12 protein-coding genes are annotated in these 14,787 nt (G+C 31.0%); 9 read left to right on the forward strand and 3 right to left on the reverse strand.

Annotation, left to right across the window (positions count from 1 at the left end):
- Positions 1 to 66: 66 nt before the first annotated feature.
- Positions 67 to 819: an enoyl-CoA hydratase/isomerase family protein gene (locus tag NAB20_RS02175; protein WP_105195348.1), complete on the forward strand. Its 753-nt coding sequence runs from the start codon at positions 67 to 69 to the stop codon at positions 817 to 819.
- Between the two features lie 314 nt (positions 820 to 1,133).
- Here the strand turns inward: NAB20_RS02175 and glmS are convergent, their stop codons facing one another.
- Genes glmS through NAB20_RS02190 form a run of 3 tightly spaced genes read right to left on the reverse strand, consistent with a single transcriptional unit; the run spans position 1,134 to position 5,434 of the window.
- A complete protein-coding gene (glmS, locus tag NAB20_RS02180; protein WP_105195680.1) occupies positions 1,134 to 2,981 on the reverse strand; it encodes a glutamine--fructose-6-phosphate transaminase (isomerizing) in 1,848 nt (615 codons plus the stop codon).
- Between the two features lies 1 nt (position 2,982).
- Entirely contained in the window at positions 2,983 to 4,620 is a 1,638-nt protein-coding gene (locus tag NAB20_RS02185) for a DUF4270 domain-containing protein (protein ID WP_105195679.1), read from the reverse strand.
- A 4-nt stretch (positions 4,621 to 4,624) separates the two neighbouring features.
- A complete protein-coding gene (locus NAB20_RS02190) occupies positions 4,625 to 5,434 on the reverse strand; it encodes a glycogen/starch synthase (protein ID WP_088390763.1) in 810 nt (269 codons plus the stop codon).
- Between the two features lie 107 nt (positions 5,435 to 5,541).
- Between NAB20_RS02190 and panC the strand changes: the two genes are divergently transcribed.
- The 8 genes from panC (at position 5,542) to NAB20_RS02230 (ending at position 14,663) form a co-directional block, all read left to right on the forward strand.
- Positions 5,542 to 6,390 carry a pantoate--beta-alanine ligase gene (gene panC, locus NAB20_RS02195; RefSeq protein ID WP_105195678.1) on the forward strand — a complete coding sequence of 283 codons (849 nt, stop codon included), beginning with the start codon at positions 5,542 to 5,544 and terminating at the stop codon, positions 6,388 to 6,390.
- Between the two features lie 14 nt (positions 6,391 to 6,404).
- On the forward strand, positions 6,405 to 6,755 hold the full coding sequence (gene panD / locus NAB20_RS02200) for an aspartate 1-decarboxylase (RefSeq protein ID WP_088390767.1): 351 nt from the start codon (positions 6,405 to 6,407) through the stop codon (positions 6,753 to 6,755).
- Position 6,756: 1 nt separating this feature from the next.
- Positions 6,757 to 7,719 (forward strand): lysylphosphatidylglycerol synthase transmembrane domain-containing protein, encoded by a 963-nt coding sequence (locus NAB20_RS02205; protein ID WP_088390769.1) that lies wholly within the window; start codon positions 6,757 to 6,759, stop codon positions 7,717 to 7,719.
- 122 nt (positions 7,720 to 7,841) lie between these two features.
- Entirely contained in the window at positions 7,842 to 9,107 is a 1,266-nt protein-coding gene (locus NAB20_RS02210; protein ID WP_088390770.1) for an alpha/beta hydrolase, read from the forward strand.
- Positions 9,108 to 9,113: 6 nt separating this feature from the next.
- On the forward strand, positions 9,114 to 10,478 hold the full coding sequence (gene radA / locus NAB20_RS02215) for a DNA repair protein RadA (RefSeq protein WP_375605434.1): 1,365 nt from the start codon (positions 9,114 to 9,116) through the stop codon (positions 10,476 to 10,478).
- Between the two features lie 12 nt (positions 10,479 to 10,490).
- On the forward strand, positions 10,491 to 11,006 hold the full coding sequence (locus NAB20_RS02220; RefSeq protein ID WP_375605435.1) for a hypothetical protein: 516 nt from the start codon (positions 10,491 to 10,493) through the stop codon (positions 11,004 to 11,006).
- 8 nt (positions 11,007 to 11,014) lie between these two features.
- Positions 11,015 to 12,982 carry a transglycosylase domain-containing protein gene (locus NAB20_RS02225; RefSeq protein WP_105195675.1) on the forward strand — a complete coding sequence of 656 codons (1,968 nt, stop codon included), beginning with the start codon at positions 11,015 to 11,017 and terminating at the stop codon, positions 12,980 to 12,982.
- 64 nt (positions 12,983 to 13,046) lie between these two features.
- The gene (locus NAB20_RS02230) at positions 13,047 to 14,663 is read left to right on the forward strand and encodes a DUF4139 domain-containing protein (RefSeq protein WP_375605436.1); all 1,617 of its coding nucleotides are present in this window, start codon (positions 13,047 to 13,049) and stop codon (positions 14,661 to 14,663) included.
- The last annotated feature ends 124 nt before the right edge of the window (positions 14,664 to 14,787 follow it).

Below are 14,787 nucleotides of genomic sequence, written 5' to 3' on the forward strand. Positions count from 1 at the left end.
ATCCCGATTTTGTCGGGATTTTTTTTTTAAAGCGTGGTAAAATTCTATTAAACAAAATTCAAAAAGATGAAAGGAACCATCCATACAACCATAGAGAACAAAATAGCAACCATTACTTTTTCACATCCCGCCAGCAATTCATTTTCTAGTGAACAATTAAAATTATTAACAGAAGAAATAAATACAATCAGTGAAAATGAAGAAGTTGTATTAGTTGTTTTACAAAGTGAAGGAAAAGGCGCTTTTTGTGCAGGAGCCTCTTTTGATGAACTACTAGAAGTAAATGATTTGGAAACAGGAAGTGTTTTTTTTAGTGGTTTTGCTAATGTGATTAATGCTATGAGAAAATGCAAAAAAATAATCATAGGAAGGGTACAAGGAAAAGCAGTGGGAGGAGGAGTAGGTCTTGTATCTGCATGTGATTATACTTTTGCAACTCATAATGCTGCTATAAAATTATCTGAAATAGCCATAGGAATAGGTCCTTTTGTAATAGAACCAGCTGTTTCAAGAAAAATAGGCAAATCGGCTATGGCAGAAATGACGCTTTCACCTACAGAGTGGAAAAGCGCAGAGTGGGCATTTCAGCATACATTATATTCTAAATTATTTGATGATTTAGAAGGTATGGATCAAGCCTTAAATAAATTAGCAAAAGAACTAGCCAGTTATAACCCCGAGGCATTATTAGAATTTAAAAGGGTTTTATGGGAAGGTACTAGCCATTGGGATGAGTTATTGTATGATCGTGCTGCTATTTCAGGTAAATTAGTTTTATCTGACTTTACAAAAAAGGCTTTGAATGCTTTTAAAAAATAAATAACATAAAATAAAGGGCGCTTTAACCCAGATTACGCATTAGACCCGAGCGTAGCGAATAGACGAAGTAAATCTATTCCACTTTATTTTTGTTCAAATTCAAGCACGTACTCAAATTTTAATCATCAAAATAGTTCACTATTTCTTCTTCTAAAATTTTCCGTGAGCACTTCAATTTATTGAAAAATTTTGTTTCACAACGAAGTCTAATGCGTAATCTGGGTTTAAAAATTTGTCTTTATAAGAGCAAAATAAAAGCGGTAGTTTTTTAGGACTACCGCTTTTTTAACCTTATAATATATATAGCAAAACGATTATTCTACTGTAACTGATTTAGCTAAGTTTCTTGGTTGATCTACATTACAATCTCTAAGCACCGCTATATGGTAGGATAACAATTGCAATGGAATAGTTGTTAATAATGGCGATAAAGCGTCTGAACATTCTGGAATTTCAATTACATGATCAGCCAAAGAACGTACTTGTTCGTCTCCTTTAGTTACTATTGCTATAATTTTTCCACTACGTGATTTTATCTCTTGAATATTACTTACTACTTTATCATAGTGTCCTTGCTTAGGTGCAATAACAATAACAGGCATGTGTTCATCTATTAAAGCTATAGGCCCGTGTTTCATTTCTGCCGCTGGATATCCTTCAGCATGTATATAAGAAATCTCTTTTAATTTTAAAGCTCCTTCTAAAGCTACTGGGAAGTTATACCCTCTACCTAAATACAAACAGTTTGTAGCTTCTTTATAAACTTCTGCTATTTCTCTTGAAACTTCATTTGTTAATAATGTTTCTTCTACTTTTTCTGGCATTGCCTCTAGCTCCGATAAGTAGCGATGATAATCCGATTTTGACAAACTACCTTTTGCTTTAGCTAAACGTAAGGCAATCATAGTTAAAACTGTAATTTGTGTAGTGAATGCTTTTGTTGAGGCAACTCCAATTTCGGGACCCGCATGTGTATAAGCTCCTGCATGGGACTCTCTAGAAATAGAAGAACCAACAACGTTACAAACACCAAATACAAAGGCTCCTTTTTCTTTTGCTAACTTAATAGCTGCTAAGGTATCTGCTGTTTCTCCTGATTGTGATATAGCAATTACGACATCTTTATCGCTAATAATTGGATTTCTATAACGGAACTCTGAAGCATACTCTACTTCTACAGGAATACGAGCAAATTCTTCAAAAATATATTCTGCTACTAATCCTGCATGCCATGAGGTACCACAAGCAACGATTAAGATTCTATTAGCATTGATAAATTTTTCTAGATTATCTTCAACTCCAGCCATTTTAATTACGCCTTCATTAGAGTACAAACGTCCTCTATAAGTATCTTTAATTACACTAGGTTGCTCATAAATTTCTTTTAGCATAAAATGATCGTATCCTCCTTTTTCGATCTGCTCTAAGTTCATTTTTAATTCTTGAACGTAAGGATGTACTAATGAATCATCTTTTATTTTTCTTACTTTCAATCCTTTTTTCAAACGAATAATTGCCATTTCTTCGTCTTCTAAATAAATAGCATTTGAAGTATATTCGATAAAAGGAGAAGCATCTGAAGCTATGAAAAATTCATTTTCAGCTACACCAATAGCTAAAGGGCTACCTAATCTAGCTACCACAATTTCATTTGGTTTTTTCTTATCAAAAACACAAATCGCATAAGCTCCTACTACTTGATTTAAGGCAATTTGAACTGCTTTTCCTAATTTTATATTTTCTTGTTTTTGTACTTCTTCTATCAAATTAACTAATACTTCCGTATCTGTATCTGAATGAAATACATAACCTCTTTTTATTAATTCTTTTTTTAAGGGTTCATAATTTTCAATAATTCCATTATGAACAATAACTAAATCTCCTGAGTTAGATGTATGAGGATGTGAATTTACATCATTCGGAACACCATGTGTAGCCCAACGTGTATGTCCAATACCTATGGTTCCACTTAATGAAATTTCATTTTTAGACTTTTCTTCTAAATCCGATACCTTTCCTTTTGTTTTAGATAATTTTATCTCTTCTCCGTCATACAATACTAAACCCGCACTGTCATAACCTCTATATTCTAATCTTTTTAATCCTTTTACAACAATAGGATAAGCTTCTCTATATCCTATATAACCTACGATTCCACACATATTAATTTCGTTTAGTATAGCTTATTTTAAATTGAACTTTATTTTCTCCTTGCGTACCTCCTAAAACAACTCCTAAAGGGCTCATCACACTAGCTACAGGAATTCTTTTTAGGGTACCTATGGTATTTTTTAATTCACTTACACCTGATAATCCTAATTCAGGAGCAATATTAATATTTTCGGTAACTGCAAGTCCTAGTTTTACATTTGTATAGTTACCAGTCTTATCATTTAAGATCTGATTAATGTGATCTGTTAAACGAATGCGATACATATACTTGCCGTTTACTTTTTGTAAGATACCTCCATGAACATATTTATCCTTTTTCGGAAAACCATTTAATTTAGTTATATCATTTGTATAATCTACCAATGATCTTATTTTTTCTGCGTTAAACAAATATAGACGCATTGGATTAAAATAATAAAAGGAGTTATTACTACCACTACTTAATGAACTCACAAAATTAGGATCTACAGTAAAATATAAACTGGCGTCGTTAACTAATGCTCCTTTATTTTTTAGGTCATCAATTAAAGCTTGATCAATTTTAATTTCCGCTACGGATCCTTGTCCTCCTTTTAAAAACAGATTATCTGCTGGTAGATTTGATGACAAAGCACTTGCATAATTAGCTGATTTATTATGTTTTAAAACATTTAGAGAATTACCTGTCATTTTTAGAACTAAGGTTTTTATTTCTTTTCCTGTTTTAATACTCGAATTATCTTGTCTATAATGTATTGTTACATCTCCTTTTTTAAAATCCAACGCCATCATTACGCCTTGATTCCTAGACACTCTAAAGGTTAATCCTCTATAATAATTTACAAAAGCACTATTGTTTATTAAATATCTAGAATCGGCCTTTATAATATTATCTTCAAAATGAGATTTGTCAAGATGTAAGCGTATACGAGGAGAAAGACGTTCTCCTACGTTATTTGGATTATCTTTTATAGGCAACAACTTTTGAGTTTCCTCATCTATTTTTGCTTTTTCAAACTCAGCTTGATTCGGTCTAAAATTAATATTTTCACTTTCTTTAGCAGCATTATTTAACTTTTCACCTACTACCACATCCAGTATACTCTCTTGATCAGAATAATATTTTGCGTTTTTAGTAATATCATTTACATCATAATCATTCAAAGCATAATTATTTCTAAATACTTCTAGATTAAAAGTCGGTAATTTATCCGCTTTAAAATCTGTATAATAATCTCTTGTATTAGTATAAATAGAATCCAGTCTATAGGTTCCTTTTCCATTAGCACCAGTACTCAATTTAGTACTAAAATAAGGTACCGAAAGCACTACACTGTCTACTACAACACCTGTTTTAAATACAGGTGCCACTTGTTCTAATTGCAATTGCGTGACAAAAGAAGCAGTCGTCTCTCCAAAATAATCACTTTTTAACAATCCTAAATGATTTATAGAAAGATTATTAGATTGAACCGCCCCTAAATCTAGGTCATTAATCGTTATACTACTCGATTTATCCTCACCTCCTAAAAAAGAAAAGGTTTGGTCTCCTACTAAATCAGCCCCTATTGTATTATAATCTTGATCACATGACAAGAAAAAAACCGATAACAAAACAACTGCTTTTTTTACAAAAGTATTGAAATTCATTTTATTAACCTAATATTTGAGTTTTATAAAATTCTGTATAAGCTTCTGCAAATACATCTTTGGAGGCGAAAGGTAAAAAAGGTTTTTTAGAAGCTTCTATAAATTTTGTTAAATTTGGTGATATTTCTTCTGATCCCATCACTACTCCATCCGAATGATTAATAGCTGTCATCATTAAACTTTCGTAAGTAGGGTTATCTAACTCTTGAATAGCTTTTTGTGGCACACCATCAAATTGAACTTTTTTCGAAATTTGAGCATCTAATATTCCTTCGTAACCTTCTTTAAAAACAGATGTAACTATCTTTGTTTCTGAAAATAACGCATCGTCTTTATAGTAATGTTTCATATAAACAGGCAATAAAGAGGCCATCCACCCTTGAACATGGATAATATCAGGAACCCAGTTTAATTTTTTTACTGTTTCAACTACTCCTTTTGCAAAGAAAATAGCACGCTCATCATTATCTTCAAACAAAACGCCTTCTTCATCAGTAAAAGTAGACTTGCGTTTAAAGTACTCATCGTTATCTATAAAATATACTTGTATACGCTCTTTAGGTATGGAAGCAACTTTAATAATTAGAGGCATATCAACATCATTTACCACTAAATTCATTCCTGAAAGTCTAATTACTTCATGTAATTGATGCCTTCTTTCATTTACATTTCCATAACGTGGCATAAAAATTCTAATCTGCCCTCCTTGATCGTTAATCATTTTTGGCAAATCAAACGACATCAAAGATACCTCATTTTCAGGCAAATAGGGCACTAATTCGGATGATACATATAATATCCTTTTATCCTCCATCTTTACTTTACTGTTTTGTTTATTGGACACAAATCCACGCAAAATTACAAATTTTTACGGAGATAACGACTAAAATAGTAATTTTGCACTTATTTTAAGAATTTTATATGCCTTTATTTACTCAAAAAAGCGAATTAAAAAGACATTTAGATACTTTTTTAGCCCCGAAAAAAACCATTGGATTTGTTCCTACTATGGGAGCATTGCACAAAGGTCACTTGTCATTAATGCAAGAAGCTTTAACACACAACGATCTTACCATTGTAAGTATTTTCGTAAATCCAACACAATTTAACAATCAAGAAGATCTAGAAAAATACCCCCGAACTCTTGAAGAAGATTTAAATCAAATTCATTCTCTTAATAAAAACATTATAGTTTACGCTCCTACTATTGATGATATATACGAAGGCAATACTGTCTCTACTCATTTCGAGTATGATGGTTTAGAGTTTGAAATGGAAGGCAAACACAGACCTGGACATTTTGATGGTGTAGGAACTATTGTTAAAAAATTATTTGAAATCATAAATCCTACAAGTGCTTACTTTGGTGAAAAAGATTTTCAACAATTACAAATTGTTAAAAAACTCGTTAAAAACTACAACATACCAGTAAACATAGTAGGTTGCGCTATTTATCGAGAGGCCAATGGTTTAGCAATGAGTTCAAGAAACCAGCGCTTGTCTGCACAAGAAAAAACAGAAGCGTCTTTTATTTTTAAAACACTAACTACTGTAAAAGAAAATTTTCAGACTCAAACACCGGAAAACCTAACCAAATGGGTTGAAAATGAATTTTTAAAACAGTCTTTATTTAAACTAGAGTATTTTGAAATAGCAGAAGAAGACACATTAAAAACCTGTACAGAAAAATCACCCAACAAAATATACCGTGCTTTTATAGCCGTTTTTGTAAACAATATACGTTTAATTGATAACATTTCATTAAAATAATATAACTTTGTACCATGCGAATTGAAGTTGTAAAATCAAAAATCCACCGAGTTAAAGTAACAGGTGCCGATCTAAATTATATCGGAAGTATAACTATTGACGAAGTATTAATGGATGCCGCAAATATTTTTGAAGGCGAAAAAGTATCTATTGTAAATGTAAACAACGGAGAACGTTTAGAAACTTATGCTATTAAAGGACCTAAGAATAGTGGCGAGATTACCTTAAATGGTCCTGCTGCACGTAAAGTGCATCAAGGAGATATTATTATTATTATTTCGTATGGAAGCATTGAAATGAGTGAAGCTAAAAATTTCAAACCTTCTATTGTATTCCCTAACGAAGAAAATAATTCACTCCAATAACGTGAGTAACAAAATACGCTCTTATGCCAGTTTAATCATTCCTTTACTATTAGGTGCTGGACTGACTTATTACACCTATAACTCATTTACAGAAAAACAAATTGCTCAAATGCAATTGTATTTTACCACAGCTAACTATAATTACGTTGCAGTATCTTTGCTTATAGCTATATCAGGGTGTATTTTTAGGGCTTATCGTTGGAAATACGCACTACAAGAAATAGGTGTAAAACCTCATTTTAAGCTTAATTTCTTAGCTGTTTGTATAGGCTATTTTGTAAATTTAACAATTCCTAGATCAGGCGAATTTTCAAGAGCTTTAATCTTAAAGAAATACCAAGATGTTCCTTTTGATAAGGCTTTTGGAACCATTATAGCAGAGCGAATTGTGGATTTAATTTTTCTTTTATTATTTGTTTTTAGTGCCTTAATACTAGAAATAGATACGCTAAAGAATTTTTTATTAGCCTATATTCCTATTGAAAAACTAATTATACTTTTAGTAATAGGTTTTATAGCAGGAATAAGTTTTTTACTTTTATACAGTTATTCTAATTGGAAATATATTTTACTTTTCAAATCAAAAATTGCGGGATTAAAAGAAGGAATTTTTAGTTTACTGTATATGCCTAATAAATGGCGTTTTTTATTTTTTACTTTTCTAATTTGGTTTTCGTATGTCTTAATGTTTTATATTACAGTATTTGCATTGGAGGCTACCAGCTCAATTAGTTTCGGAACGATACTCGTTGCTTTTGTAATAGGAGGATTAACCATGTCATTTACAAATGGCGGCTTTGGTTTTTTTCCTGTTTTAATTGCAAAAATTTTAGTTTTATATAAAATCCCTATAGAAGCAGGAAATGCTTTTGGATGGATTGTTTGGACATCGCAACTTTTAATCACAATTCTTTTAGGCATCTTTTCATTTTCTGTTTTACCAATTGTTACTAAAAAAAAATAATTTAGTAACTTGCTTCACCAACTTAACAGGTAATTTTTCTATAAGATTTAGCTCATCATAATGTATTTACACAATACAAAAGCAATTCTATATAGAAGGCTATCGTAAATAAATTCACATATATGAAAAATTTTATATGGGCATTTGCCTTCTTTTGTTCCTTGACTCTATTTTCTCAGACAACTGTGGATCATTTTTTCTCGACAAAACTTAATGCAAAAAGAGATATTACAGTTAAATTACCTACTTCTTACGGATCTAATCCTGAACGTAGCTATCCTGTCATATTGGTTCTTGATAGTGAGTTTTTATTTCCTTCATTTGAAAGTACTTTACGATATGGAAATTATTGGGACGACCTACCTGAAGTAATTTTAGTTGGCATTAATCAAAACAAGAACAATGAGCGTTATGATGATTCTCAATTTGATCCAGCGGAAGGTTTACCTACTAAAAAAGGAGCTGATTTTTTTGAATTTATTGGCACTGAACTCCTACCCCATTTAGAAAAAAAATACCGATTAGCCCCTTTTCGTATAATAGCGGGCATGGATCTAACAGCTGGTTTTTTAAACGCTTTTTTATACAAAGAAAATCCCTTATTTGACGGTTACATTTCTATCAGTCCTGAACTAGCAAATGGAATGGAGGGCATGGTAGCACAAAGACTTTTAGAAACAAAAAAACCTGTTTTTTATTACCAAGCAACTTCTGATGGTGACTTAAAGAAATTCCAAAAAAACATTAAAACATTAGATCAAAATATCAAAACTATTAAAAATGATTTTTTAAACTATAAGTTTGATGATTTTAAAGGAATAGCCCATTATGGAATAGCACCTAATGCTATACCAAGTGCTCTTTATCATTTTTTTGAGATATACCAACCTATTACAGCCATGGAATACCAAGATAAAATCAGTCCTCTAAAAGAAGGTTTTGTAGATTATCTTAACAAAAAATACGATGCAATAGAAAAATCATTGGGACTAAAAACCAACATTCGTTTTAGCGACATGAGGGCTATTGAAACAGCTATTAAAAAAAATGAAGCTTGGTATGAATATGAACTTTTAGCTCAGATTTCAGGTCAACAATACGAAAAAACCATGTTGTATGAATACCACATGGGAATGTATTGGGAAAAACGAGGAGAAATAAAAAGAGCTTTAAAATTTTATCAAGATTCTTTTAATAAAACGGAAATTGGAGACATTACCAGAGATTTTATGATGAATAAAGCGGAAGAACTAAAAGCTAAACTTCCTAAAAAGAATAAAATGAAAGGAGGCAAAGCAAAAGATACAAAAGCGGAAGAAAACATTTTAGAAAACGCTACTGAAACATCTACTGAACCTCTAAAAGAAGAAAATAAAAAAGAGAATTAATATCCAATGGCTAAAATTAAAACCTCTTTTTTTTGTCAAAGTTGTGGAACTCAATTTGCTAAATGGCAAGGTCAGTGCACATCTTGTAAAGAATGGAATACCTTAGTTGAAGAAATTGTTCAAAAAGAAGAAAAAAATAATTGGAAAACCGATTCCTCCTCCTCCCATAAAAGAGTTTCCAAACCTCTTTTAGTTCATGAAATTGATTCTACAGAAGAAATTAGAATGAATACAACAGATGGAGAATTAAATCGGGTGTTAGGAGGTGGATTAGTTCCTGGTTCACTCACTTTGTTAGGAGGCGAACCAGGAATAGGTAAAAGCACTTTATTACTTCAAATATCACTCAATTTACCTTATAAAACATTATATGTATCGGGAGAAGAAAGCCAAAAGCAAATAAAAATGCGGGCGGAACGAATTACAGCCGAAAACAACAATTGCTATATACTAACAGAAACGAAGACTCAAAATATTTTCAAACAAATTGAAACTATTCAACCGGATGTTGTTATTATTGACTCTATACAAACTTTACAAACAGATTATATAGAATCATCCGCTGGTAGCATTTCTCAAATAAAAGAATGCACTGCAGAGCTCATAAAATTTGCTAAAGAAACCAATACACCTGTCATTTTAATTGGGCATATAACAAAAGACGGTACCATTGCAGGACCAAAAATCCTAGAGCACATGGTCGATACCGTATTACAATTTGAAGGCGATCGAAATCATATTTACCGTATTTTACGATCACTCAAAAATCGTTTTGGTTCTACTTCAGAATTAGGAATTTATGAAATGCTAGGATCAGGGCTTAGAGAGGTTGCTAATCCCTCTGAAATATTAATATCCCACAAGGAAGAAGAATTATCGGGTACTGCCATAGCCACAACCATGGAGGGCATGCGCCCTTTAATGATTGAAATACAGGCACTCGTTTCTACAGCCGTATATGGCACACCTCAAAGAAGCACTACTGGTTATAATGCCAAAAGACTCAATATGATACTAGCTGTTTTAGAAAAAAGAGCAGGATTCCGATTAGGATCTAAAGACGTTTTTTTGAATATAACAGGAGGAATTACAGTCGATGATCCTGCCATTGATCTGGCAGTTGTGGCGGCTATACTTTCTTCTAACGAAGATATTCCCGTAGGAAAAGATATGTGTTTTGCAGGCGAAGTCGGTTTATCAGGTGAAATACGCCCTGTAAATAGAATTGACCAACGAATACAAGAAGCTGAAAAACTGGGTTTTTCAACCATATTTGTTTCTAAATACAGTAAAATATCACTAAAAAACCATCAAATAGCAATTAACCTAGTTGCAAAAATTGAAGACGTAGTAAGCGAATTATTTGGATAAGCAAGAGAACCTATGAAATCATTAAGTCAAATCCTACAAATCGTACAAACTTATCATGAATTAGGCGAAACTATAGCCTGTGCTGAATACGTTATTAGTACTTTTGACATTATACATCCTAATTTTGGAGGATTTGAACTCAGAGAAAAGGCAGCACCTAAATTTATATTAATGACCACAGAAGGTGAGTTTGGTAAACCTCAAAAAATACGAATACCTGAAAATACTTTTGAATTTGAATTTAAACTCATGCTTAATCTGATAGCACACGAGATGATACATGTAGGACAAAAAGCACCTAATAACTTAGTTTGGGATAAAAATGAAAGAGAATGGCAAGCCTATTATGAAATGCTTTTTCATAAAACTTATTCCAAAATACCTAATCCAGCTAACAACCAACAACTCTTTTTTGCCAACAAAGCACTAGAATACTATAACCGTATGGAAAAAGAAGGTCTTCTTCAACAAAAATATGCTAAACAAAAAAAAGAAGTAGACAATTTTATAGCTTTATTACCCCAATAACTTGATTTATGAAGACAAAAAAGCAATGGTTCTTTTTATTTATTAAAATATTACCTATTATACTTGTACTATTCTTAAGTGTCATTTACTTTTTTCGTGATTCCTTGTTAGAACAAGCTATTTTAAAAACTCAAAACAAGTTTAAAATAGATTACGAAACGACTTTCCAAATACAAAAAGCCTCATTTACAGGCACCTCTAGTATTACCTTAGAAAATATTCAAATACTTCCCCTAAATAAGGATACATTACTATCTGTCAAAAAAATTGAAACAGAAATTAATCTTTTTAAAATTATTACAGGCGATCTACAACTTCAAAATTTAAAAATTGAAAATGGTTTTATCCAATTAGTAAAAAATGAAAGGGGTACTAATTTTAGTACTTTTCTTAAAAAAGACAAATCGGAGGAAATAACTAATGGAAAACGCAATTATGCTAAACTAGCTAACCGTGTTTTAACCCAACTACTAAACCTCATCCCAACCGAAATGCGCTTGCAAAATTTAACACTTCGAGTACAGGATATGGATAAAAAATTAACTTTTCAAATGCAAAACCTTTCTTTAAAAGATGAAAAGTTAAACACTCAAATACAAATTGCAACGGATCATTTTTATCAAAAATGGAATATACAAGGATACGCCAATGCTCGTAAAAAACAAACTGATTTACTAATACAGTCTGCTGATACTTCGCAAATAACACTTCCTTATTTACAAGAAAAATGGGGGCTTAAAACGGGCTTTGATAAAATTCGTTTAAAAGTGGATCGGATTGATATGAATTTTGGCGAATTAACGATTAATGGATTAGCATCTATAAATAACTTAACGATTAACCATCCTAAAATAGCCCATAAAGATGTCGTTATTAAGGAAGCTGAATTTGACTATCAATTTGTATTAGGTAGTAATTTCATTTCACTTAGCCAAAATTCTTTGGCTAGACTGAACAAAATAAAAGTCAAACCTTATTTAGAATATAATACAGCCGAAGATACTCTTTATAAACTCAAATTAGATTTAGAAAAAATCAGAGCACAAGACTTTATTACATCACTTCCTACAGGACTTTTTAGCCATTTTGAAGGAATGGAAGCACTGGGTGATTTTGACTATCATTTAAACTTTGAAGTGAATATTAACAAACCACATCAATTAATTTTTGATAGTAAACTAAACAAGAATAATTTATATATTTTAAAATATGGACAAGCTAATTTGGAAAAATTAAATTCTGAATTTGAATACAGAGCTATTGAAAATGGAATCCCTCAACGTCCTATTTGGGTAGGTAATAGTAATACTCATTTTACGCCTTATGATTCTATTCCTGCTTATCTCAAAAATGCTGTCTTAACAAGTGAAGATCCTTCTTTCTTTAGACACCGAGGATTTATTACAGAAGCTTTTAAACAATCTATTATTAAGAATATCCGTACTAAACGTTTTGCCAGAGGGGCCAGTACTATCAGTATGCAATTAGTAAAAAATGTTTTTTTGACACGCGAAAAAACATTATCTAGAAAACTCGAAGAAATACTACTTGTTTATATTTTAGAAAACAATCAAATTGCATCTAAACAAAGAATGCTGGAGGTCTATTTTAATATTATCGAATGGGGACCTAATATCTACGGAATAAGTGAAGCCGCAGCGTTTTATTTTCAAAAAAAACCACAATACCTCAACTTAAACGAATGCTTATTTCTAGCTTCTATAGTTCCTAAACCCAAAAAGTTTATGTACCAATTCAACGAAGAGGGAAAACAAAAATCAGGTGCTGAAAGACATCAAAAATTTATAAAAAATCTAATGTTAAAAAGGGCTTTAATAAGTACTGAAGATACCATTGGACAATCAATACCTATATATATATCGGGAAAAGCAAGGAATTTACTACGTATTAGAATACCAAAAGATACAACCTTTTTAGACAGTGCGATGCTTCCTGTAAAAAAGATTTTAGATTAATTATTCTTTCATTTCCAACCTTTTGCAGTAAATTGTCTACTTATTAAGATACAAACTACATATTATGCAAAAGATTTTTATAAAATTTATTTTATTGACTTCTTTTTTTGCTTGGGCACAAAAACCTATTTTTACTCAAGCAAAAATAAAAGAAGCAACTGTTTATTTCAATTCAGCCGAAATAATTCATCAGACCCATATCCCGTTAACAAACGGTACTCATGAAATAGTCATTAAAAATGTGGCCAATTATTTAAATGAAAATTCTGTTCAAATAAGTGCCCCTTCTCATGTTACTATTTTATCTATACAATTTACTAATGATTATATTTCTGAATACGATACAAATGAAAGTTCTCCTGAAATAAAAAGAGTAAAAGATAGTATTACACTACTTCAAAAGGAAATAAATAAAGTAACGAATATTCGTATTTCTGAACAAAAAACAATTGAACTATTAGATAAAAATCAACAAGTTTACGGTCAAAATTCAGGTTTAAATGTTCTAGAACTATCTAAAATGGTTGAATATTACAAAATAAAACGAACTGAAACGAGTAATAACATTAACGTTCTTGAAGAAAAAGAAAAAAAATTAACAGAACGATTAAAACTGTTAAATACTAAACTTGAGATAGATAATTCAAAAGATGAAAAAATAGCTACAGGTAAATTAGTTTTGCAACTTATGAATACTTCAGCAGGAAACATACCTTTAGAAATTTCATATATAACGCCCAACGCTAGCTGGATTCCTTTTTATGATCTTCGTACAGAAAGTATAAAAGATTCTATTAATTTAATTTACAAAGCACAAGTTTATCAAACTACTGGAATTGACTGGAAAAAGATTAAACTCACATTGTCTTCTGGAAATCCCAATCAAAACAATCAAGCTCCTATTCTAAACAGCTGGTTTCTTACCTATGGATATTCACAATATCAACAAAAAAAAGGAATATCTAATCAATTACAGGGTCGAGCAGCAGATGTACAAATGAGTAAAATGGAAACAGAGGCAGCTCTAGAGGTTCCTTCTTCTATAAGTAGTTATACAGATATTGTAGAGAATCAATTACAAACTTCTTTTGAAATAGATATCCCATACGATATTATATCAAATGGTAAAGCACATAGTGTTTCTCTTAAAGATTTTAAAATTCCTGCTTCATTTAAATACTATACTGCTCCAAAAATAGAAAAAGAAGCTTTTTTAATGGCTGAGATAAAAGATTATACTAAATACAATCTCTTGGCAGGCGAAGCCAATATTGTTTTTGAGGGACTACATGTTGGAAAAACATATATTAATCCGAATCAAACATCAGACACTCTTCATTTAAGTATGGGACGTGACAAAAAAGTATCTATTAAAAGGGAAAAAGTAATCGATAAATCAGGTATTCGTTTCTTATCTTCTAAAAAAGAACAAACATTTACTTATGATATTATCGTTCGAAATAATAAAAAAGAATCGATTAATATTATTTTAAAAGATCAATACCCTCTTTCAACGGACAAAGAAATAGAAATAGAACTTACAGAGAAGGATGGCGCAAAAGTAAATCAAGAAACAGGAATTTTAACTTGGGATCTTCAATTAAAACCAAATGAAACTCAAAAAATACGAATCAGTTATACTGTTAAATATCCTAAAGATAAAATAATTAATAATCTATAATTTATTAAAAGACTGTTCAAGAATATCTTAAAACTTATAAAAAATAAGGATTGATAATTCCTTTTATTTTTTTAGATATTGTTTCATTTAATGCTTGAACAGTCTTAATTATGGTATATAAAAC

The sequence above is a fragment of the Flavobacterium davisii genome (assembly GCF_042182265.1).
Lineage (GTDB): Bacteria > Bacteroidota > Bacteroidia > Flavobacteriales > Flavobacteriaceae > Flavobacterium > Flavobacterium davisii.

What these genes read in the sequence shown, in the direction of transcription:
- NAB20_RS02225 (WP_105195675.1), top strand. Translation starts at nt 11,015, where the DNA reads ATGAAGACAAAAAAGCAATGGTTCTTTTTATTTATTAAAATATTACCT.
- radA (WP_375605434.1), top strand. Translation starts at nt 9,114, where the DNA reads ATGGCTAAAATTAAAACCTCTTTTTTTTGTCAAAGTTGTGGAACTCAA.
- glmS (WP_105195680.1), bottom strand. Translation starts at nt 2,981, where the DNA reads ATGTGTGGAATCGTAGGTTATATAGGATATAGAGAAGCTTATCCTATT.
- NAB20_RS02185 (WP_105195679.1), bottom strand. Translation starts at nt 4,620, where the DNA reads ATGAATTTCAATACTTTTGTAAAAAAAGCAGTTGTTTTGTTATCGGTT.
- NAB20_RS02230 (WP_375605436.1), top strand. Translation starts at nt 13,047, where the DNA reads ATGCAAAAGATTTTTATAAAATTTATTTTATTGACTTCTTTTTTTGCT.
- NAB20_RS02190 (WP_088390763.1), bottom strand. Translation starts at nt 5,434, where the DNA reads ATGGAGGATAAAAGGATATTATATGTATCATCCGAATTAGTGCCCTAT.
- NAB20_RS02210 (WP_088390770.1), top strand. Translation starts at nt 7,842, where the DNA reads ATGAAAAATTTTATATGGGCATTTGCCTTCTTTTGTTCCTTGACTCTA.
- NAB20_RS02220 (WP_375605435.1), top strand. Translation starts at nt 10,491, where the DNA reads ATGAAATCATTAAGTCAAATCCTACAAATCGTACAAACTTATCATGAA.
- panC (WP_105195678.1), top strand. Translation starts at nt 5,542, where the DNA reads ATGCCTTTATTTACTCAAAAAAGCGAATTAAAAAGACATTTAGATACT.
- panD (WP_088390767.1), top strand. Translation starts at nt 6,405, where the DNA reads ATGCGAATTGAAGTTGTAAAATCAAAAATCCACCGAGTTAAAGTAACA.
- NAB20_RS02175 (WP_105195348.1), top strand. Translation starts at nt 67, where the DNA reads ATGAAAGGAACCATCCATACAACCATAGAGAACAAAATAGCAACCATT.